Origin of the sequence: Caulobacter sp. SL161 (assembly GCF_026672375.1) — a bacterium.
Classification (GTDB): Bacteria; Pseudomonadota; Alphaproteobacteria; order Caulobacterales; family Caulobacteraceae; genus Caulobacter.
In genome coordinates, this window is record NZ_JAPPRA010000001.1 from 2,695,403 (window position 1) to 2,715,370 (window position 19,968).

Consider the following 19,968-nt stretch of genomic DNA (forward strand, 5'->3'; position numbering starts at 1 on the left):
CGCTCCAATGAAGCGGGCCCGTCGTGATCAACGCGGCAGCACCAGCGCCGGATCGACCGGCTTGGCCTTGTCCTTCGCCGTCGGCGCGTAGCGCATCTCGAAGTGCAGCTGCGGCTCATTGACCCCGCCGGTGGCCCCGACCGTGCCGAGCTGCTCGCCCTGCTTGACCTGCTGGCGCATCTTCACATTGGTGCTGGAGAGGTGCGCATAGGCCGTCACCCAGCCGTCGGCGTGCTTTACCAGTACGAGGTTGCCGAAGGTCGGGACCTGGTTGCCGGCATAGGCGATCTCGCCGTCGGCGGCCGACACAACCGGCGTTCCCTGCGGGGCTCGGATGTTCAGGCCGTCGTTGCGCTGGCCCGTGCCCTTCACGCCAAAGCTGGAGATGATGTCGCCCCGCAGCGGCCAGGCGAACTTGCCCTTGCCCGAGGCGATGATCTCGGCCTCGGTCGGCGCGGCGGCGGTTTCGATGATCGTCCGGCCGCTGCTGGGCGGCGGCGTGATCGGCTGAGCGGCGACCGGCGCGCTCGGACGCGGGGCGGCGCCGCTGGGCGTGTAGGGGATCGGGCTGGACGGCGTCGACGCTGCGGCGGCGCTGCTGTCCACGCGGGCATAGGTGTTGGCGGGCGGCGTGGTCGGACGGGTGGTCGTCGTGGTCCTGATCGGCCCCTTGTCGCGGAAACCGTCGGGCAGCGCGATCTTCTGGCCCTTCTTCAGCGAGGCTGTGGCCCGCAGATTGTTCTCGGCGGCCAGCGCCTTGACGCTGACATTGAAGCGCTTGGCGATCTCGCCCAGCGTGTCGCCCGTCTGGACCGAATAGGCCTTCTGCGTCGTCGCCGGGCCCTTGATCTTGGCGCCCAGCTTCAGCGGCTTTTCGGTGTCGAGCTTGTTAGCCTCAGCCAGCTCGCTGACGCTCATGTCAAACTTGCGGGCGATGGCGGTCAGGGTGTCGCCCGACTTGACGGTGTGGATCTGACGCGGCCCTGCCACGGTCACGACCGAGCCGGTGACGCTCAGGGTTGTCGTGCTGGTGGTCGCCGGCTCGCTGGTCTCTTCGGAGACCGGTTGGCGAACGGGACGCGGCGGCGTCGCGGCGAGCGCCGTAGGACGGGTGGCGGTCGGCGCCGGCTCAGCCTCTGCGACCGTCGTGGCCGGCGTTCCCGGGATCACCTGGGTGGTCTTGATCGGGCCCTTGTCGTTGTAACCCTCGGGCAGGAGCAGCTTCTGGCCCTTCTTGATGGCCGCGCCCGACTTCAGGTCGTTCTCTTCGGCGAGGGCCGCAGCCGTCACATTGAAGCGCTTGGCGATCGCGAACATCGTGTCGCCGGTCTGCACGACATAGGCCTTGGCGGTCGTCGCAGGGCCCTTGATCTTCTGACCCAGCTTCAGGCGATAAGGCGGTTCTAGATCGTTCAGCTTGACCAGCTCGGCCCGGGTCGAGCCCATGCCGCGCGCGATGGCGTCCAGCGCGTCGCCCGACTCCACGACCCGCACCTGGGGCTTGCCCGCGACTTCGACCACGGGACCGGTCACGGTCGTGGTCACCACGGTGCGAGGCGGCGTTGCGCGAAGGACGGGCTGAGGCGCGGGCGCAGGGGTGGAGACCGGAGCCGGGGGCGGCAGTTCAGACTGCGCGATCGGCGGCGCCGACTGGACCGGGATCGGCGTCGGACGCGGCAGGCTCTCGGCCTCGCCCGGCTGTGCCTGGATCGTCTCACCCGGCGGCGGCGCGGCCGGCTGAGTGATCGGGAAGTTCGGCGTGAAGCGCTGACCCGACTGTCCGCTGGCGTGCGCAGGGGCGCCGAGCGTTCCAGCCGTCAGAGCGATCACCGCCGCTTGCGTCCACAACTGCCTCATAGCGTCTCCTTTCCCGTCGGAGCTCCAAAGGGCTCCGCCAGGGTAAACCAACCTTTAACATCCTGAGACGCGATCAAGGCGTCCCCAGAAACTCACTGATCCTTGGCGACGCCGGCCAGCAGGGGCACGAAGCGTACGTCGCAGAGAATCTCGACCCTGAAGCCGCCCTTGCCGTCTCCGGCGTAGCGCCGAAGGCTCTGGACGGGCCCCTTGCCGACCGGCGCGACCAGCACGCCGTTCGGCTTCAGCTGCGAGAGCAGCCGCTTTGGATCATCTTCCGCCGCAGCCGTGACCATAATGCGGTCAAACGGCGCCTGTTCGGCCCAGCCTTCGCCGCCATCGCCGAACTTGGTGATGACATTGGTCAAACCCAGCGTGTTGAAGCGCGCTTCGGCTTCCTTCATCAGGGTGCGGTAGCGCTCGATCGTATAGACCAGCCGCGACACCTTGCTGAGGATCGTCGTCTGGTAGCCCGAGCCGGTGCCGATCTCCAGCACCCGCGAACGCGGCTCGACCGTCAGGGCCTGGGTCATCAGGCCGACGATATAGGGCTGGCTGATGGTCTGGCCGCAGGCGATCGGCAGAGCCGAATCTTCCCACGAGCGATCCTTGAAGAGATCGGGCGTGAACAGGTCGCGCGGCGTGGTCTCGATGGCCTTGAGCACCTGAGGATCCGTGACGCCCTGGTCGCGCAACGCCTTCATCAGGCGCGGCAGATCGGCCCTGGCGTTCTCGGCAGCCTTCGTCGTCCCTCCGCTCATGCGCCCACCTTCTTGGGCGGCGCGCCGCCCAGCACGCCCTTCAGCGTATGGACGGTTTCGTTGTGCGTGAGGTCGATGTGCAGCGGCGTGACGGAAATCCGCCCCTCGTAGACGGCCCGCAAGTCGGTGCCTTCCGCAGGCTGCGACGCCTTGGCGGTGAAGCCCATCCAGTAATAGTCGCGGCCGCGCAGGTCGGTGCGCTTGTCCATGTGGCGCATGTGGCCATCGCGGAAGCCCTGCCGGGTCACCTCGACCGCCTTGACGCTCTCCGGCGGCAGGGCCGGGAAGTTGACGTTCATGACCACATCGGCGGGCCAGCCCACTTCCAGCAGGCGCTGGATGATGCCCGGCGCGAACGCCTCGGCCGTTTCCCAGTGGGCGACGATCTCGTCGTGGAAATAGTTCATCGACTGCGACAGGGCGATCGACGGGATGCCCATCGCCATGCCCTCGATCGCGCCGGCCACCGTACCCGACAGGGTCACATCCTCGGCGATGTTCTGGCCGCGATTGACGCCCGACAACACCAGATCCGGCCGACCGCCCTCGATCAGGTGCTGCACCGCCATCATCACGCAGTCGGTGGGCGTGCCCTCGACCGCGAAGCGGCGCGAGTCGAGCTTTCGCACGCGGATCGGGTCGGCCAGGGTCAGGGCGCGGCTGGCGCCCGACTGTTCGTACTCGGGCGCGCAGATCCAGACGTCGTCGCTCAGGGCGCGGGCGATGTTCTCCAGAGCCTGGAGGCCCGGCGCGTGGATGCCGTCGTCGTTGGTGAGGAGAATGCGCATCAGTTTCGCCCTCCTCCCTCGCGTGCGGGGGAGGTGTCGCGATGCGAAGCAGCGTGACGGAGGGGGCGCTCCGAGGTCGCCCGCGCCCCCTCCACCGCTTCGCGGTCCCCCTCCCCCGCTACACGGGGGAGGATGAGGGTCGTGACTCCGGTCACGCCTGCCCCCCGATGTGCGTCACGCCGCCCATATAGGGCTGCAGCGCCGCCGGGATGTGGATGCGACCGCCCTCGTCCTGATAGTTCTCCAGCACCGCCACCAGCGTGCGGCCGACGGCCAGGCCCGAGCCGTTCAGGGTGTGCACGAAGTGACTGCCCTTCTCGCCGGTCTTGCGGTAGCGGGCGTCCATGCGCCGAGCCTGGAAGTCGCCGCAGTTCGAGCACGAGCTGATCTCGCGGTACATGTCCTGCGACGGCAGCCAGACCTCGAGGTCGTAGGTCTTCTTCGCGCCAAAGCCCATGTCGCCGGTGCACAGCAGCATGGTGCGGAACGGCAGCTCCAGCTTCTTCAGCACGGCTTCCGCGCACTCGACCATGCGCTGGTGCTCGGCCTCGGACTGGTCGGGCGTGGTGATCGAAACGAGCTCGACCTTGTAGAACTGATGTTGGCGGATCATGCCGCGCGTATCGCGGCCGGCCGAACCGGCCTCGGCGCGGAACGACGGCGTCAGCGCCGTCAGGCGCATCGGCAGCTTTTCCTCGGCGACCAGCTGCTCGCGGACGATGTTGGTGAGCGAGACCTCGGCGGTGGGGATCAGCCAGCGGCGTTGCTGTACCAATTTCCCGGGCGTGCCTGGAGCTGGCACAAACGAAAAGTTCCCTTGCCCATCTTCATAGACGTCGACCGTAGCAGGTCGCTGATAGAACAGCCCTGCTGCCTCAATCTGCCCGGGCTCGTTAGGCAGGTTGGTGGACGCAGCAAAGAAAAGATCGTCCTCGAATTTCGGCAACTGGCCCGTGCCGTAAAGCGCCTCGTCCTTCACCAGCAGCGGCGGGCTGACCTCAGTGTAGCCGTGCTCGACCGTCTGCAGGTCCAGCATGAACTGGCCGATGGCGCGCTCCAGGCGGGCGACCTCTTTCTTGAGGACGACGAAGCGCGCGCCGCTCATGCGGGCGGCGGCCTCGAAGTCCATGCCGCCGAGCGCTGCGCCGAGGTCCACGTGGTCCTTGGGCGCGTTCAGCTTGCCGGCCGGCAGCTTGGACGCATCGCCCCAGCGGCGCTGCTCGACATTGCCGTGCTCGTCCTCGCCGGCGGGGACTTCGGCGGCCGGAATGTTGGGCAGGCTGGCCAGCAGGTCCTTCAGCTGGCCGCCGGCGAGGTTCTCGGCCTCGGCGGCGGTGGCCATGACGCCCTTCAGCGACTCGACCTCGGCCATCAGGCGCTGGGCTTCAGCCTCGTCCTTCTTGGCCTTGGCCATGCCGATCAGCTTGGAGCTTTCGTTCCGCTTGGCCTGAGCCTCCTGCAGCGTCGTCTGAGCCGCGCGCAGTTCGGCGTCGAGACGCACGGCCTCGTCAGCCGCGCCCGAGCGGCCCTTGGCCGACCAGTGGCGGTCATAGGCTTCAGGATTTTCGCGGATGGCCTTGATGTCGTGCATCGAACGCTAGCTCGGAAGAGGCAGTAAGAGACGCCCTCTCTAAGGCGCGTCGCCGGGGGCGCCAAGCTTTCCGGGCGATGGCGCGCCGCGCCAACGGCTTCGTGATCCCGAGGACCGGCCGCAACGGCGGAGCCTCATTGCGCGAAAACCCATATTTTGGACACATGCGACCGGATGACGCACCCTGGAAAAGCTCATGAAACCTCGAAAAACGGGGATCTTGGAAGATTCACCCCAAGCGTTACCGCAAATTAGCCGTGCTTCCTCAGGGGACTTTAATTCTAACCGCCGAAAAGCCTCGCTCAATTCAGTGCGCTTCTCCTCCCCGAAAAACGGCCCTCCCCGGCCACCCCTCGATCATTCAAAGGATGACCATGAAGACGTTCGCCGCTCTCGCCGCCCTCGCCATCGCCGCCGCCGTCGCCGCCCCGGCCAGCGCCAAGACTAACGAAGTCCGCGTTTCGATCGCCGGCAAGACCTCGGTCGAGATCCAGAACGCCATCAAGGACGCCGCCACCACCGTCTGCACCGTGAACGGCAAGTTCACCACCCAGGACTGCGTCGAGGGCGCGATCGCCAGCGCCAACCGCCAGCTGGCCATGATCGTCCGCGCTCGCGACACCGGCAAGGCTCTGCAGGCTGAGACCGTCTCGGTCGTCCGCATCTCGCTGAAGGGCAAGAGCCGCGACCAGATCCACGCTGAAATCCGCGACGCCGCCCAGATGGTCTGCAAGGCCCAGCCGCGCTTCAGCGTCTCGACCTACCAGTCGTGCGTCGCCGACACCGTTCGCGCCGCCAAGGCCCAACTGCAGGCCCGCGTGGGCGCTGCGGCCTAACACCACCTGAAAACACCTCGCTCCTCACCGGGCGAATAGAAGGGCTCCGCGACAGGATCGCGGAGCCCTTTTCTTTGGCTGAATTCACATTGAGTGTGGACGCGTCTTGGCGGCCGTCCTCGCCCTTGGACAAGCTCAGGGTGATGACGACTGCTGGCCTCGGTTCGCACAAATCCTCATCAGCGGCGAAGACCGCCCCAGCCTCACGAAGCGACCAGGTCCGTGCCGGCCTTCTCGTCTTCTTCCTTGCGACGGCGCTCAATCAGCCAGACGCACCAGATCGAGATTTCGTAGAGCAGGCAAAGCGGCACCGCCAAGGTGATCTGGCTGATCGGATCGGGCGGCGTGACGATGGCCGCGACCACGAACACGGCGACGATCGCATAGCGACGGCCCGTGCGCAGCATCTGCGAGGTGACTAGGCCCGCCAAGCCCCCCAGCGACAGCACCACGGGCAACTGGAAGCTGAGGCCGAACGCCAACAGCAGTGTCGTGACCAGGGTCAGGTATTCCGACACGCGGGTCTGCAACACCACCTGCACGCCGTCGCCCACCATCTGCTGGCTCAGCGAGAACCACAGAACGAAGGGCAGCATCACGTAGTAGACCAGCGAAGCGCCCATCAGGAACAGCACCGGCGAGGCGATCAGGAACGGCAGGAACGCGTTGCGCTCCTTCCTGTAGAGACCCGGCGCCACGAACCGGTACAGCTGCCAGGCGATGACCGGGAAGGCCAGGATGATGCCCCCGAACGCCGCCAGCTTGATGTTGGTGAAGAACTGCTCCAGCGGCGCGGTGGCCTGCAGGGTAATATTGGCCAAGGCGCCGGTGGCGACCTTCTTGACGCCGACCAGCGCCAGCAGCAGGTCGAACGCCCCGTGCTCTCCGCCGGCGTCCTGCATGGCTTTCAGCCCCTCCGCCACGGTGAACGGGCGAACCAGGAACAGGAAGATCGGCTTCACGAAGGCGAAGCAGACACCGAAAGCCAAGGCGATGGCCACGACGCAGATGATCAGCCGCATACGCAGCTCGATCAGGTGATCCAGCAGCGGCGCGCGCGAAGCCTCGATCTCCCCGTCGGGATCGTGTCCGACGGCGTTACTCACGAGACGATGTCCGAAGCGGTGGAGTCACCGGCCTTGCTCGCGCGCTTGCGCGGCGCGCGGACAGCCCTGGGCGCTTCCACAGTGATCTCTTGTTTCTGGCTGGTCCGCTTGCGCGGAGCCTTGACCGGCTCGACCAAGACGGGTTCCGCCGCAACGGGCTCGGCGAGGGCCTTCTTGCGCGGCGCGCGCTTGGGCTTGGCCTCGACGATCTCGGCCGACGGCTCGGCCGTGGGCAGGATCGAATTGTGCGTCTCGCCGGCCGCATAGGGATGGGCCTGCATGGCGCCGCTGGACAGCGAGGCGTCGATGTCGGCGAACACCTGGTCGACCTGCACGTCGCGCGCGGCGTCCGCAGCGTCCTGCACCGGATTGGCGAACTGTCCCGACCGCATGGCCTGGACCTCGCGCCGCAGTTCGTCCAGCTCGGACTGGCGCGCCATCTCGTCGAAGCTGGCGCGGAACTCCGACGCCATGCCCCGCATACGACCGACAAACTGGCCGACCTTACGCAACAGAGCGGGGAGGTCCTTGGGACCCACCACGATCAGGGCGACGGCGGCGATGATGAGAAGTTCTGTGCCGCCGATATCAGGAAGCATGGACGCGCCTTAGAGCGGAGGAACCCAGGGGCTCCCCGCGAGGTTGGACCATCGCGCGAGGTCAGGCGCCCCGCGCGCTTAATCTTACGACTTGCGAAGCTCTTCGGCCTCGGCCTCAGTGCGCGGGAGAGCGCTCTTGGCCTTGTTGTCGGCGACTTCGCTGCTGGACTCGTCCTTCAGCCCGTCCTTGAACGCCTTAATGCCCTTGGCGGCGTCGCCCATGATGCTCGAGAGCTTGCCGCGACCACCAAACAGCAGGGCGACGATCCCGAGGACGATCACCCAGTGAATCCAACTCATGCTACCCATAGCGTCGGTGCTCCTTGCGACAGCGGCGCTTTAGACCGTGAGCCGCGTCGTTACAATCTCTGTCTCAATATAGGCGCTCGCATGGCGGAGAGCCAAGCATGACCGGATCTTGGCGGCGTCGGCGCCCTGCGCGTTAGGCTTTTTCGGGCTCGCCCAGGAAATCCTGCGCGAATTCGGGCGTTTCGCCGTCGTCGAAATCGAGGGGATCTTCCTCCTCCCCGGCCCTCAGACCCAGCGGGTCCGGCACGGAGAAGCCCGGCGGCAGGTTCATTTCCAGAAGGCCGGCCGCCTTCATCTCGGCGATTCCCGGCAGGTCGGCCAAGGTCGCCAGACCATAGTGCTCCAGGAAGGCGTCGGTGGTGCCGAAGGTCACCGGCCGCCCGGGCGTGCGCCGACGCCCCCGCATGCGGATCAGGCCCAGTTCTAAGAGGACGTCGATGGTGCCCCGGCTGGCCTGCACGCCGCGCACGGCCTCGATCTCGGCCCGCGTGACGGGCTGGTGATAGGCGACGATGGCCAATGTCTCCTGGGCGGCCTTGGACAGGCGGCGCGGCTCCTCCCGCTCCTCGGTCATCAGGAACGACAGGTCGGCCGCGGTCTGGAAGCGCCAGCGTCCTGCGACGCAGGCCAGTTCGACGCCACGACCCTCGTAGCGCGCGCGCAGGGCGTCGATCCCGGCGGCGATGTCCGCCCCTTCGGGAAGACGCTTGGCCAGGTCGACATCGCTCAGCGGCTCAGCTGCGGCGAATAGCAGGGCCTCGATGCAGCGCTCGACGAAGAGAGGATCCAGTTCGGTGGTCATAGCCTCCCCATAGCTGATTTCCCCGGCGAAGGCCGGGGCCCAGATTCAGCCTGAGCGGTTTGGGGTGATCCGAACAGCATCCCGTCAGCTTGCCGGGCAACAGTGGGCTCGATCCGGACCCCGGCCTTCGCCGGGGAGATCGGGAGATCCTGGCGGATCACTCGGTCGTCTCCAGCGGCTCCGCGCGGGTCCGCAAGTAGATGTCCTGGAAGTGATCCAGCTGGCGCGCCTCCAGCACGCCTTCCTTCACCAGCTCCAGCGAGGCCGAGAGGGTGGACGCCAGATACGACGCCGGCGATGGGCCGTCATCCTCCTCCAGCACCCGATCGATCGGCGCCACCGAGGTCAGGACGGTCCAGTCTTCCATCCTCGGCAATAGGCTCCGCAGGCGATCACGGGCGTCTTCCAGCGGATAGGCCGTGGGCGGACGCGGGGCATAGTGGCGACTGTGCTCGCGTTTGCGCTGGGTGATGTAGGCGCTCATCAGGCCATAGAGGTCGCCCTCAAGCCGCGTCGACGAGACGATCTTGACCGCGTCAGGGTCGCCGCGCGTGAACACGTCACGCTTGAGGATCGGACGCTCCTTCAGGGCCTCGACGGCCTTGCGCATCACGTCCAGCTTGGCCAGCCGGAACGCCAGCTGCGCCGCCATTTCCTCGGCCGGTGGCTCCTCGGCCTTGGCGCGCTCGGGCTTGGGCAGCAACAGGCGCGATTTCAGGTAGGCCAGCCAGGCGGCCATCACCAGATAGTCCGCCGCCAGGGCGAACCGCACGCGGCGGGCCTGCTGGACGAAGGCCAGGTACTGCTCGGCCAGGCGCGTAATCGAGAGCTGGAGCAGGTCGACCTTCTGGCTGCGGGCCAGGGCCAGCAGCACGTGAAGCGGGCCCTCATAGCCGTCGATGTCGATGACGAGCGCTGCGCCGTCCTCGGCCGCCTCGTTGGCGGCCTCGAAGTCAAAGGTGGGCTGAAAGCCCGTGCTCAAGCGTACTTTCCGTCGAAGGCCGCGTCGAACCGGGCCCGGGCCTCGGCAACATCGAAGGGTTCGGGAACCTTGACCAAGCGCCCCATGACCGCCTGCGCGCGGCGACGGGCTTCCTTGCCCATCCGCCCGACGCCGGACATCACGCCCTTCATCTCAGCCATGTCGCCGTTGCAGTGCAGGACGACGTCGCAACCTGCGCTCAAGCTGTCCTTGGCCCGCTGCTTGAAGTCGCCCGACAGCGCCTTCATCGACAGGTCGTCGCTCATCAGCAGTCCATCGAAGCCGATGGACTCGCGGATGATCTTCTTGATCGCCTTCTTCGAGGTCGTGGCCGGGTTCTTGCGGTCGATCGCCGTGTAGACAACGTGGGCGGTCATCGCCATCGGCATGTCCGACAGCACCCGGAACGGCGCGAAGTCGCGGGCGTCCAGCTCGGCCAGCTTGGCGTTCACCACCGGCAGTTCCAGATGGCTGTCGGCCATGGCGCGACCGTGGCCCGGGATATGCTTGATGATCGGCAGCACGCCGCCGGCCAGCAAGCCCTCGGCCGCCGCACGGCCCAGGGTCGCCACCTGCTCGGGCGTGTCGCCATAGGCGCGGTCGCCGATGATCTCGTGCCCCTTGGGGTCCGGCACGTCCAGCACCGGCACGCAGTCGACATTGATCCCCAGCGCGTGAAGGTCATGGGCGATCAGACGAGCGCCCAGGCGCGTGATCTCGCGCGCGACCAGCGGATCATTGGCGACCAACTCGCCATAGGCGCGGCCAGGCGGATAGGTGCGCCAATGCGGCGGCTGCAGGCGCGCGACACGCCCCCCCTCCTGGTCAATCAGGATCGGCGCATCCGCACGGCCGACCGTGTCGCGCAGGGCGGCGGTCAGGGCGCGCACCTGGTTGGGGTCGGCGATGTTGCGCTTGAACAGGATGAAGCCCCAGGGCTTCACGTCCTTGAAGAAGGCGACCTCTTCGGCCGTCAGGGTCGTCCCGGCGCAGCCGAGAATAGCGGCGGAAGGCGCGCCCATCAGAAGGCTCACTTTACAAAGCAGGATTTGCCGGAGGCGGCGATCGCCTCGCAGAAGGCTTTGGCGGCCTCACGGGTCGCAAAGCCGGTGACCGAGGTGCGGTAGAGCGTCGTGCCGTTCTTGTCGACCGTCTCGACCTTCTTGCCCTTGCCGGCCGCGAGGCCCGGCGCCAGGCGCACAGCCTCGGCCCAGGCCTTGTCGGCCAGGGCCGGCGACGACAACGCGCCGATCTGCACGGAAGCCGGGCCGGTGGACACCGCCGCCGGCTTGGGCGCGGTAGCGGTCGTCGTGGGCGCCGCCGCCACGGGCTTGGGCGCCGCCTGCGCCACCTGCACAGGCTTGGGCGCGGGCTTCTGGGCCGCAGCGGCGGTGGCCAGCGACTCGATCGTCGGCGCTGGCGCGGCGGGCTTGGCGGCCGGCAGGCTGGCGGTTTCGACGGGCGTCGTGGCGGTCGGCGCGACCGGACGCGCCAGAGGCGTCTCCGGCGGCGCGGCGAAGGTCGCCGACGGCTGCGGCTCCTCGTTGTGATAAATCTGGAGACCCGAGGCCGGATCCTTGGGCTGGCTGCTCTCAGCCGGCGGCGTCTTCATCTGAGCGACTTCGGTTCCCACCGCCTGGGGCGCGTCGTTGGGACCGCGCACGCCATCGCGATAGATCATGACAACGGCCACCACGAGGGTCACCAGCACCACCGCGCTGATGATCAGGGTCATGGGCAGCGGGCGCGCGCCCCGCACGGGCTGACGCGCATCGAACGACAACGGCGCGTCGGTAGGCGGCGTATAGGCCCCGCGGTGCGGATCGGACATCTCAGCTAGGCTCCAGAACTCGGCGCGCGGCGCACGGAACGACACATCGAATCAGACGCGCGCGACCCTAGGTTACCCAAGGCCGGGCCGTCTCAGAAGCGTCCGCCCCGCTCCGGAGGCGGACGATACACTGCTCGCCTCCCCGGTCCGGGTCTCAATCCCGAAGGGATTAGTTCCAGACGTCGAGATGGAACAGTTTGCGATGCTCTTCTATCGCGAAGCGATCGGTCATGCCCGCGATATAGTCGCAGACCACACGGGCTCGGCCGGCTTCGTCGCGGTTCTGCGACTTGGCGAACCAGACGGTGGGCAGCACCTCCGGCTCACGCAAGAAAAGCGAGAACATTTCGCCCAGAATACGGCGGGCCTGGCTGCGGGTGCGATTGACGCGCCAGTGGCGGTACATCCGCTCGTAGAGGAACCCCCGGAGCCGCGCCAGATCCTCGGCCATGTCCGACGAGAAGGCCACCAGGGCGTGATCCAGCGCGCGGACGTCGTCGGCCGATTGGACGCCGCTGGCGGCCGCGCGGTGCAGCGTCTCGCCCATCACGTCGTCGACCATGGCCCCGATCATGCGGCGCACGGCCTCCAGGTGCGTGAGACGCGCGTCGAGATCCGGACGCTCGCTCTTCACCGCCGCCAGGATCGGGCCGATCAGCGGCACGTCCATCAGGTCATCAAGCGTGAAGAGGCCCGCCGTCACGCCGTCGTCGACGTCATGGTTATTGTAGGCGATGTCATCGGCCAGGGCCGCAACCTGGGCCTCGGCCGACGCCCAGGTCCCCAGGCCAAGCTCGTACTCGTTGTCGTACTTGGAGATCGCCTTCCAGGAGGGCTTGCCCAGCTTGTTGGTCACCGGCCCGTTGTGCTTGATCACGCCCTCGAGCGTTTCCCAGGTCAGGTTCAGACCCACGAAGTCGGGGTAGCGGTGCTCCAGCTCGGTCACGACCCGGAAGGTCTGGACGTTATGGTCGAAGCCGCCGTACTCGCGCATCTGGATCTCAAGCTCGTCCTCGCCGGCGTGACCGAATGGCGGGTGACCCAGATCGTGCGCCAGGGCGATGGTCTCGGCGAGGTCGGCGTCCAGGCCCAGGGCCGTGGCCAGCGAGCGCGCCACCTGCGCGACCTCCAGGGTGTGGGTCAGGCGCGTGCGGAAGTTGTCGCCCTCGTGGGCCACGAAGACCTGGGTCTTCTCCTTCAGACGCCGAAAGGCCGAAGTATGGATGATGCGATCGCGATCGCGCGCGAATGGCGTGCGCGTACGGCTCTCGTCCTCCTTGAACCGACGCCCCTTCGACTTGCTGGGATCTTCGGCGTAGGGCGCGCGCGGGACGTAGTACGGAGTCTGAGACATAGACCGCCTTTATCGCGTTGAACGATTTGGCCCCTTCCGAAGAGGCCGCGACACCCTCATATAGGCCGAAGGTAACTTTTCCACAGCCATGACCCAACTCGACTTAACGCTTTCCGAAAACGCCGCGCGCCGGATCAAGGCCATCGCCGAGACCGAGGGCCGTCCGCTGATGCTCCGTGTCGCGGTGGACGGTGGCGGTTGCTCGGGCTTTCAATACCGCTTCGACCTGGTCGACACCGTCGACGACGACGACCTGAAGGTCCAGCGCGACGGCGCGACGGCCCTGGTGGACGTGGTGTCGCTGGCCCTGTTGAAGGGCTCGGAGATCGACTTCGTCGACGAACTGGCCGGCGCCGAGTTTCGGGTTCGCAACCCCAACGCCAAGTCCAGCTGTGGCTGCGGGGTCAGCTTCTCGATCTGAACCGTCAGACCGGGACGAACTGCAGCAGCGTCAGGGTGGCCGCGCCCCAGGCTAGGGGCGTGACCATGGCCGCCCAGGCCAGCGGCGCCGCGCCTTTGCGCCACAAAATCCATCCCGCCAGCGGCCCCAGCAGGCAGACCACCCAGAACAGGGCCGCGAAAGCGAAGCCGAGCCAGGCGATCGGATTGAGGACGTTGCCGGCGCGGTCAAAGACCAGCGGGGTAAAGATCGCCAGGATCGCGCCCAGCACGGCCAGCACGCCGCAAACGCCCGTCGCCAGCGTCATCAACGCCAGCTGCGTGCGGTCGATGGGCTTCTTCCCCGACTTGAGCGCGGCCTTCATGCGCCCTAGCCTCCCGCCGCACCTTGGAGCCGTCAATGCGTATCGCCACCTGGAACGTCAATTCTATCAACGCTCGCCTGGAAGGCGTGTTGGCGTGGTTCGAGTCAGAAGCCCCCGATGTGGCCGTGCTGCAGGAGATCAAGTGCGTCGACGAGAAGTTCCCGACCGAAGCCTTTGAACGGCTTGGTTATAACGTCGCGGTTCACGGCCAGAAAACCTACAACGGCGTGGCGCTACTCTCGAAGCATCCGATCGAGGATGTCCGCAGGGGCCTGCCCTTCCTATCTGACGACGAGGTCGACGAGCAGGCGCGCTATATCGAGGCGGTGATCGCCGCGCCGACGCCGTTCCGGGTGGTGGGCATCTATCTGCCGAACGGCAATCCGATCGGGACCGAGAAGTTCGCCTACAAGCTCTCCTGGATGCGCCGGCTGCACGCCCACGCCCAAGGCCTGCTGGCGTTCGAGGAGCCGCTGGTGATCGCCGGCGACTACAATGTCATTCCCGAGGCCGAAGACGTCGCCAACCCGCAAGCCTGGCTGGGCGACGCCCTGTTTCAGCCGGAGAGCCGCGCGGCCTTCCGCGCCTTGAAGAACCTGGGCTTCGCCGACGCTTACATGCAGGCCGACGGCGCGCCGGGTGGCTATACCTTCTGGGACTATCAGGCCGGCGCCTGGCAGCGGAACCTGGGCATCCGCATCGACCACTTGCTTCTGTCGCCGCAGGCGGCCGACCGTTTGACGGGCCTGGTCATCCACCGCGACGAACGCGACAAGGAAAAGCCCTCGGACCACGTGCCGGTGGTCGGTCATTTCCGAGACTAGGCGCGGTCGACACACCTAGGGTTTAGTGAGAAACCTCTGAAACGCTCGGAGGTTTCAGATGCTCGCAACAGCCGTGACAGCCTTCGCACTGGCGACGATGGCTCCTGCCGCGCCACCGGCCGCCGTTGCGACATCGCCCACAGAGGCCGCGCGCTACGCTCTGACCCACGGCTGCCTGGCGGCAGCGCATAAGGGCGTCAAGCTGGCCAGCCTCTCCAACCCGTTCATCGTCTTGGCGGACAAGGGGCGCGGGATTTACCTGATGAAGGGCGCCGGCCAGATTCTGATGTCGGATAGCCCCCACAGGTCGGCTGCTATATGCGTGTCGGGCAGGGCGACGGCGAAGAGCTGCGCCGCATGGCGCTGGGCTTGCTAGCGGCCGAGGCGCCGACGCGTCCGGTTCAGGATAGCGGTCCAGGTTCCAAGCCGATGCGGCAGGAGCTTCACTGCGTAAAGGTGGGAGGGCGAGCCATGACGGCCCTCCTGTCCAGCGCCAACGGTCCTGGCGGAGCGCCCCTACAGGTCTCGCTCCTGCGTGAACAGGACATTTGCCGCGTCCGGTAGGCCGCCTGTCCCCTCGTCGCGACTCTCTTTAGCCTTGAGAGACTATGAGCGAACTCGCGCGTCTTTTGCTGTTCGTGGCCATCGCCGGCTCGGCGGTGACGTTCCTGGGCAGCCTGGCCATCTGGTACGGCGATGAGGACCGGCGCATCCGCCGCGCCCTGCGCAACGTTCTCAAGAGCGAGCCGGAAGGCGTTGTGGTCGCGCGCGGTCGTGGCCGAGGCGCCGGCTTTTCCTTTTCCACCAACCTGCTGGCGGTGGCCTGGGATCGCGGCGCCTGGTGCCTGATCTATCGCCTCGACGAGCTGGTCGGCGCTGAGTTGCTCGTCGATGGCCAGGTGATGGGCCGGGTCTTCCGGGGCGAAGGTCGCCGGGCGATCGACCATGTCGCGCCCCAGGCCCAGACGGTGACCCTGCGCCTGATCTTCGATGATCCCCGAAATCCGGACTTTGCGCTGGATCTCTGGACGCCGGGCGACGAGACGCGTCGGGAGACCAAATCGCCCGCCGAGCTCATGCAGGAGGCCAACCGCTGGCTGGCCCGCTGCGAAGCCATCGTCCGTCGCCCCCTGCCGCCGCGTCCGGTGCGGGAAGCGCCGGAGACCGTCGTCGCGCCGCCTCCGCGCCAAGCCGCGCCGACCGTTCCCTTCGAAGCGGACGAAGACCTGGACGAGGACGCGGACTTCCAAGCCCCGCCGCCGCCGCTGCCCGACACGCCGCCGCCGCTGGCGCGTCGTTCATCATTCGATGACGCGCGCCGAGCGCCCGCCTCGCGTCCTGGATCACGACCCGCCCCGACGCCCCGACCGCCGCGAGAGCCGGACATGTTCGATGATCCGCCCTGGGACGACGAGGAGACGGCGCCGACGAGGCAGCCCCCAGCCCCCGCGCCCACCTATCAACCGGTTTCGAAGGCGCGCAGGGAGACCGACAGCGATCAGGACGAACTGCCGTTCGATATCGACGACTGAAAATTTTCCGGCGCGGGATGAAAGAGTCCGCTCCCGGCCCCGACTAAGACCTCACATCCATGATGGAGGGTCGTGATGAAACGGAAATGGTGGCTGCCCCTGGGCGCGGCGAGCTTGGGCCTGATCGCCTGGATCGCGTTCGGCGTCGCTCTGGCGATGCAGGCCGAGCGTTCGACGCTTTTGTTGCTGGCCACGGTCGGCGCCTTGGGGCTTGAAGGGGCGATTTGGACCACGGCGGGCGTTCTAGGCGTGAGCGCCTTCCAGGCGCGCCGCGAAATCTGGGCCCAGCTGCGCATAGCCTTCCAGAAGGGCTGACGCGGTTGCACGCCATGGAGGCCCCACCGGACTTCCGCAACGTTGTCGAGGCTCATGGCGCGATGCTTCAGCGCATCGCTGCCGCCTATGAGGCGAACCCGGCCCTCCGCGAAGAACTGAGCCAGGAGATTCTGCTGGCGGTTTGGCGGGCGCTACCGGCGTGGCGCGGCGAAGCCTCGACCCGCACCTTCGTCGCGCGCATCGCGCACAATCGGGCGGTGGACCATGTGGCGCGCCAAGCCGGACGGCCGCGCTCGGCCGCGCTGGACGAGGCCTGGCCCAGTCCCGCGCCCTCACCGCTGGAAGATCTTGAGCGCAGCGACATGCAAGCGCGGCTGGTCGCGGCCGTGCGCCGCCTGCCCCTGCCTCTACGCCAAGTGACGATCCAAACGCTGGAAGGCTTCACCCCGGCGGAGATCGCCGAAGTGCTCGGCGTCAACGCCAACACGGTCTCGATCCGGCTGACCCGCGCCAAGGCGGCGCTGAAGATCGAGATGGAGACGGACAGATGAGCCAGGAACCCTGGAACGAATGGTCTAGCGCCTGGCGCCAGCCTGATCCGACCTCGTCTCTGCAGTTGGACAAGATCGAGCGCCGCGTGCGTCGTCGGCTGACCTGGCGCACGGCTCAGATGGTCGCGGACCTGGCGTCCTGCGCGCTGGGACTGGTCATTAGCCTGTGGTGCATGACCCTGGATCGCCCTTTGGCGGCGGCCGTCGGCGGCGCGGGTCTGGCTTTCTCGCTGTTGAGCCTGTTCGTCGCGCTGGGGGGGCGGCACAGCTCCAAGGCTGCGGATCGCTCGGTGATCGCGGCGCTGGACTGGGAAATCGCCGAGGTGCGCGCCGACGCTCGCCGATCCGTGGGCGGGCTCGTCATCGCGGGCGCCGGGACCGGGTTTCTGATCTTCTGCCAGGCGCTCTTCTCGGTAGAAGGTCTACTGACAGGCGGCCGCGAGCGGCTGCTGCTCGCGGGCTTCGCCATCATGGCGCTGTCGATCGCCTGGTCGGGCTGGCTGTTGCTTCGCCGCCGAGCCCGACTTCATCGCCTCACCGCCCTGCGCGACGAACTGGCCGGAGACGCCGAATAGGCCGCGAACGGCACGCGATGGCCTCGGCTCAGCCCAATCGGCGGGTCTCGAACGCGATCCAGATTGCGGTGAGCAACAGGGCGACGGCGAAAATCCGGCGGGCGCGACGATCGCCACCAAAGATGGTCAGTCGCTCCGCAAGACCCCCGGCGGAAAACACGATCGCGCCGTGGATCACAATGCTGACCAGGATGTGGAAGCCCCCCAGGATCAGCGCCTGAACCGTCGGCGACGCGTGGCCGGTCTGGATGAATCCCGGCAACAGGGTCACGTAGAAGAGCGCGGCCTTGGGGTTAAGCAGGTTCGCCACCAGCCCCCGCCGAAAATGCACCCAGGCCCGACCGTCCTGTCCCTGCCAATCGGTCGGCTTTTCACCCCGCCAAGCGTCGAAAGCCAGCCACAGGATGTAGGCCACCCCGGCCCAGCGCAGCCCCTCGTAAAGCGGACGGTTCAGCCGAAGGATCTCGGTCATTCCCGCCACCGAAGCCAGCATGTAAAAGAGCAGGCCGACCGTGATCCCGGCGATCGTCACCAGTCCTGCGCGCCGGCCCTCCACCGCCGAGAGGCCGGCCAGGTAGCCCATGTTGGGTCCGGGCGTCAGCTCGATCAGCACGACCGCCGCCAGAAACGGGGCGATGGCCCCAGGATCGACGGGCCAGGCGGCATGGGACAAAACAACTCTCCTCAAGCGTAGCGGTCATCGGAATCGGAGATCGCCCGCGTATCGCCTCGGCTCTGGCGAGCCGGCGGCGAATGGGCTTACCGTGAAGGTCCAACTGGGGATACACGACAAGATGGATAGACGGCAGTTTCTGTTCGGCGCGGCGGCCTCGGCGCCGCTGTGGGGCGCGGCTTCGGCTCTCGCCGCCCAACCCGGCGCGCGCGACGCCGAACTCCGCGCCCTGCTCGACACCTTCTGGAACGCCGACCTCGACGCCGCGCCGGAGATGGCGACCTCGCGCGGCCTGGACGTCGGCCCGCGCGCCGTGCAACGCAGCCGGCTGAACGACGTCTCGCGCGCTGGACGCAACGCCTGGATCGCCGCGCGCAAGGACCGGCTGACAGCGCTGGAGCGGATCGCCCCCGAACAGCTCTCGCCCGAGGCCCGCATCGACCACCAGGTGGCGACCTACGCCTACCGACGCGCCGCCGAGGGCGGCGTGAAGTATGACTTCGGCGAAGGTCAGGCCGGGTTCGGCTATGCGCCCTACTCGCCCTATGTGGTGAGCCAGCTGACCGGCGCTTACCAAACGATCCCGGATTTCCTCGACTCTCGCCATCCTATGCGAACCGTTGAGGACGCAGAGGCCTATCTGTCGCGCCTCCAAGCCTACGCCGTCGCGCTCGATGGGAACACCGAGGCCCTGGCGATCGACGTCGCCAAGGGCGTTCTGGCCCCCGACTTCGCCCTCGACGCGGGCCTCGCCCAACTCCGCCGGCAGCGCGCGGCCAGCCCGTCGGAGGCCAGCGTCACCCGCTCGATCGCGAGCCGCGCGGCCAAGGCCGGCCTCGCGGGCGACTGGGCCGGTCGCGCCGCGGCGATCGTCAGCGCCGCCGTCCATCCCGCACTGGACCGCCAGATCGCGGCGCTGGAAGCCGCCCGCGCCAAGGCCAAGGATGACGCCGGCGTCTGGAAACTGCCCGACGGTGACGCCTTCTACGCCGACGCCCTGGCCTTCCAGACGACCACGCGCCGCACACCTGACGAGGTGCATCGTCTGGGCCTCGATCAGGTCGCCGAACTCGAAGCCCAGATCGACGCGCGCCTGCGGCGGCTGGGCCTGACCGACGGGACCGTGGCTCAGCGACTCACGGCGCTGTCAGCCCGTGCGGACCAGCAGTACGCCAACACCGACGCGGGCCGCGCCCAGCTGCTGGCGGATCTCAACGCCCAGACCGCCGCGATCCGGGCCCGCATGGGCACGGTGTTCAAGACCCTCCCCGCTGCGCCGGTGGAGATCGTCCGCGTGCCGCCGGAGATCGAGGACGGCGCGCCGAACGGCTACGCCCAGGCGCCGGCGCTCGACGGGTCTCGACCCGGCCGCTTCTACATCAACCTCAAGGACACGGCCGAGTGGCCCAAATTCAACTTGCCGACCCTGACCTATCACGAGGCCCTTCCCGGTCACGTCTGGCAGGGGTCGATCGCCCTGGGCTCGCAGCAGATCCCGATGCTGCGCCGCGCCGGCATGGGCTTTGCGGCCTATGGCGAGGGCTGGGCGCTCTACGCCGAACAGCTGGCGGCCGAGATGGGTGTCTATGAGGGCGATCCGCTGGGCGAGATCGGCTACCTACAGTCGCTGCAATTCCGCGCGGTGCGTCTGGTGGTGGATACCGGGCTGCACTTCAAACGCTGGAGCCGCGCCCAGGCCACCGACTACATGGTCAGTCAGACGGGCATGCCCCGCGCGCGCGTCCAGCGCGAGATCGATCGCTACTGCGTGTGGCCGGGCCAGGCGTGCAGCTACAAGATCGGCCACGTCGAATGGGTGCGGCTGCGTGAACAGGCGCAGAAGCGGGCGGGCGCTCGCTTTGATCTGAAGGCCTTCCACGACGTCCTGTTGCAGGGGCCCATGCCGCTGGTCGTCCTGGAGCAGACCCTGGCGACGATGTTCCCGGCCTGATGTCGG

At 67.5% G+C, this 19,968-nt stretch carries 23 protein-coding genes and 1 pseudogene; 9 read left to right on the forward strand and 15 right to left on the reverse strand.

The annotated features are described in order from the left end of the window. Positions 1 to 27: 27 nt before the first annotated feature. The 5 genes and pseudogenes from dipM to serS form a co-directional block, all read right to left on the reverse strand. A complete protein-coding gene (dipM, locus tag OVA11_RS13095; protein WP_268067775.1) occupies positions 28 to 1,857 on the reverse strand; it encodes a cell division endopeptidase DipM in 1,830 nt (609 codons plus the stop codon). Positions 1,858 to 1,949: 92 nt separating this feature from the next. Continuing rightward, positions 1,950 to 2,618: a protein-L-isoaspartate(D-aspartate) O-methyltransferase gene (locus OVA11_RS13100; RefSeq protein ID WP_268067776.1), complete on the reverse strand. Its 669-nt coding sequence runs from the start codon at positions 2,616 to 2,618 to the stop codon at positions 1,950 to 1,952. Beyond that, positions 2,615 to 3,406 carry a 5'/3'-nucleotidase SurE gene (surE, locus tag OVA11_RS13105; protein ID WP_268067777.1) on the reverse strand — a complete coding sequence of 264 codons (792 nt, stop codon included), beginning with the start codon at positions 3,404 to 3,406 and terminating at the stop codon, positions 2,615 to 2,617. Before surE ends, OVA11_RS13100 begins: the two co-directional genes overlap by 4 nt. 15 nt (positions 3,407 to 3,421) lie before the next feature. Next, positions 3,422 to 3,540, reverse strand: a pseudogene (locus OVA11_RS19835) (hypothetical protein); the annotation flags it as partial. Positions 3,541 to 3,557: 17 nt separating this feature from the next. Beyond that, positions 3,558 to 4,997 carry a serine--tRNA ligase gene (gene serS, locus OVA11_RS13110; protein WP_268067778.1) on the reverse strand — a complete coding sequence of 480 codons (1,440 nt, stop codon included), beginning with the start codon at positions 4,995 to 4,997 and terminating at the stop codon, positions 3,558 to 3,560. A 368-nt stretch (positions 4,998 to 5,365) separates the two neighbouring features. Between serS and OVA11_RS13115 the strand changes: the two genes are divergently transcribed. After that, positions 5,366 to 5,833 carry a hypothetical protein gene (locus OVA11_RS13115; protein ID WP_268067779.1) on the forward strand — a complete coding sequence of 156 codons (468 nt, stop codon included), beginning with the start codon at positions 5,366 to 5,368 and terminating at the stop codon, positions 5,831 to 5,833. Between the two features lie 203 nt (positions 5,834 to 6,036). Here OVA11_RS13115 and tatC read toward each other — a convergent pair whose 3' ends face one another. The 8 genes from tatC to OVA11_RS13160 form a co-directional block, all read right to left on the reverse strand. Then, entirely contained in the window at positions 6,037 to 6,939 is a 903-nt protein-coding gene (gene tatC / locus OVA11_RS13125; RefSeq protein WP_268067780.1) for a twin-arginine translocase subunit TatC, read from the reverse strand. Then, a complete protein-coding gene (gene tatB, locus OVA11_RS13130) occupies positions 6,936 to 7,538 on the reverse strand; it encodes a Sec-independent protein translocase protein TatB (protein ID WP_268067781.1) in 603 nt (200 codons plus the stop codon). The genes tatC and tatB overlap by 4 nt, the downstream gene beginning before the upstream one ends. 84 nt (positions 7,539 to 7,622) lie before the next feature. Next, positions 7,623 to 7,847, reverse strand: a complete 225-nt coding sequence (locus OVA11_RS13135; RefSeq protein WP_010919869.1) for a twin-arginine translocase TatA/TatE family subunit — start codon at positions 7,845 to 7,847, stop codon at positions 7,623 to 7,625. Between the two features lie 133 nt (positions 7,848 to 7,980). Next, entirely contained in the window at positions 7,981 to 8,649 is a 669-nt protein-coding gene (scpB, locus tag OVA11_RS13140; RefSeq protein WP_268067782.1) for an SMC-Scp complex subunit ScpB, read from the reverse strand. Between the two features lie 157 nt (positions 8,650 to 8,806). Beyond that, a complete protein-coding gene (locus OVA11_RS13145; protein WP_268067783.1) occupies positions 8,807 to 9,631 on the reverse strand; it encodes a segregation and condensation protein A in 825 nt (274 codons plus the stop codon). Next, on the reverse strand, positions 9,628 to 10,665 hold the full coding sequence (nagZ, locus tag OVA11_RS13150; RefSeq protein ID WP_268067784.1) for a beta-N-acetylhexosaminidase: 1,038 nt from the start codon (positions 10,663 to 10,665) through the stop codon (positions 9,628 to 9,630). The genes OVA11_RS13145 and nagZ overlap by 4 nt, the downstream gene beginning before the upstream one ends. Then, the gene (gene ftsN / locus OVA11_RS13155; protein WP_268067785.1) at positions 10,662 to 11,462 is read right to left on the reverse strand and encodes a cell division protein FtsN; all 801 of its coding nucleotides are present in this window, start codon (positions 11,460 to 11,462) and stop codon (positions 10,662 to 10,664) included. Before ftsN ends, nagZ begins: the two co-directional genes overlap by 4 nt. 169 nt (positions 11,463 to 11,631) lie before the next feature. Further along, on the reverse strand, positions 11,632 to 12,816 hold the full coding sequence (locus OVA11_RS13160; protein WP_268067786.1) for a deoxyguanosinetriphosphate triphosphohydrolase: 1,185 nt from the start codon (positions 12,814 to 12,816) through the stop codon (positions 11,632 to 11,634). A gap of 88 nt (positions 12,817 to 12,904) precedes the next feature. Between OVA11_RS13160 and erpA the strand changes: the two genes are divergently transcribed. Continuing rightward, positions 12,905 to 13,237 carry an iron-sulfur cluster insertion protein ErpA gene (erpA, locus tag OVA11_RS13165; protein ID WP_096050937.1) on the forward strand — a complete coding sequence of 111 codons (333 nt, stop codon included), beginning with the start codon at positions 12,905 to 12,907 and terminating at the stop codon, positions 13,235 to 13,237. A gap of 4 nt (positions 13,238 to 13,241) precedes the next feature. Here erpA and OVA11_RS13170 read toward each other — a convergent pair whose 3' ends face one another. Beyond that, on the reverse strand, positions 13,242 to 13,616 hold the full coding sequence (locus OVA11_RS13170) for a hypothetical protein (RefSeq protein ID WP_268067787.1): 375 nt from the start codon (positions 13,614 to 13,616) through the stop codon (positions 13,242 to 13,244). Between OVA11_RS13170 and xth the strand changes: the two genes are divergently transcribed. The 6 genes from xth (at position 13,616) to OVA11_RS13200 (ending at position 17,338) form a co-directional block, all read left to right on the forward strand. After that, complete coding sequence (gene xth / locus OVA11_RS13175; protein WP_268067788.1) at positions 13,616 to 14,404, forward strand: exodeoxyribonuclease III; 789 nt, start codon at positions 13,616 to 13,618, stop codon at positions 14,402 to 14,404. The genes OVA11_RS13170 and xth overlap by 1 nt on opposite strands. A gap of 58 nt (positions 14,405 to 14,462) precedes the next feature. Next, complete coding sequence (locus OVA11_RS13180; protein WP_268067789.1) at positions 14,463 to 14,780, forward strand: hypothetical protein; 318 nt, start codon at positions 14,463 to 14,465, stop codon at positions 14,778 to 14,780. Between the two features lie 232 nt (positions 14,781 to 15,012). After that, positions 15,013 to 15,936, forward strand: coding sequence for a hypothetical protein (locus OVA11_RS13185; RefSeq protein WP_268067790.1), 924 nt, complete (start codon positions 15,013 to 15,015; stop codon positions 15,934 to 15,936). A 75-nt stretch (positions 15,937 to 16,011) separates the two neighbouring features. Further along, on the forward strand, positions 16,012 to 16,251 hold the full coding sequence (locus tag OVA11_RS13190) for a hypothetical protein (RefSeq protein WP_268067791.1): 240 nt from the start codon (positions 16,012 to 16,014) through the stop codon (positions 16,249 to 16,251). Positions 16,252 to 16,265: 14 nt separating this feature from the next. Beyond that, positions 16,266 to 16,763 (forward strand): RNA polymerase sigma factor, encoded by a 498-nt coding sequence (locus OVA11_RS13195; RefSeq protein ID WP_268067792.1) that lies wholly within the window; start codon positions 16,266 to 16,268, stop codon positions 16,761 to 16,763. Further along, the gene (locus OVA11_RS13200) at positions 16,760 to 17,338 is read left to right on the forward strand and encodes a hypothetical protein (protein ID WP_268067793.1); all 579 of its coding nucleotides are present in this window, start codon (positions 16,760 to 16,762) and stop codon (positions 17,336 to 17,338) included. Before OVA11_RS13195 ends, OVA11_RS13200 begins: the two co-directional genes overlap by 4 nt. Before the next feature lie 28 nt (positions 17,339 to 17,366). Here OVA11_RS13200 and OVA11_RS13205 read toward each other — a convergent pair whose 3' ends face one another. Further along, on the reverse strand, positions 17,367 to 18,011 hold the full coding sequence (locus OVA11_RS13205) for a LysE family translocator (protein WP_268067794.1): 645 nt from the start codon (positions 18,009 to 18,011) through the stop codon (positions 17,367 to 17,369). A 103-nt stretch (positions 18,012 to 18,114) separates the two neighbouring features. Here OVA11_RS13205 and OVA11_RS13210 point away from each other — a divergent pair, with 103 nt between their 5' ends. Then, the gene (locus OVA11_RS13210) at positions 18,115 to 19,962 is read left to right on the forward strand and encodes a DUF885 domain-containing protein (protein WP_268068976.1); all 1,848 of its coding nucleotides are present in this window, start codon (positions 18,115 to 18,117) and stop codon (positions 19,960 to 19,962) included. Positions 19,963 to 19,968 lie beyond the last annotated feature (6 nt).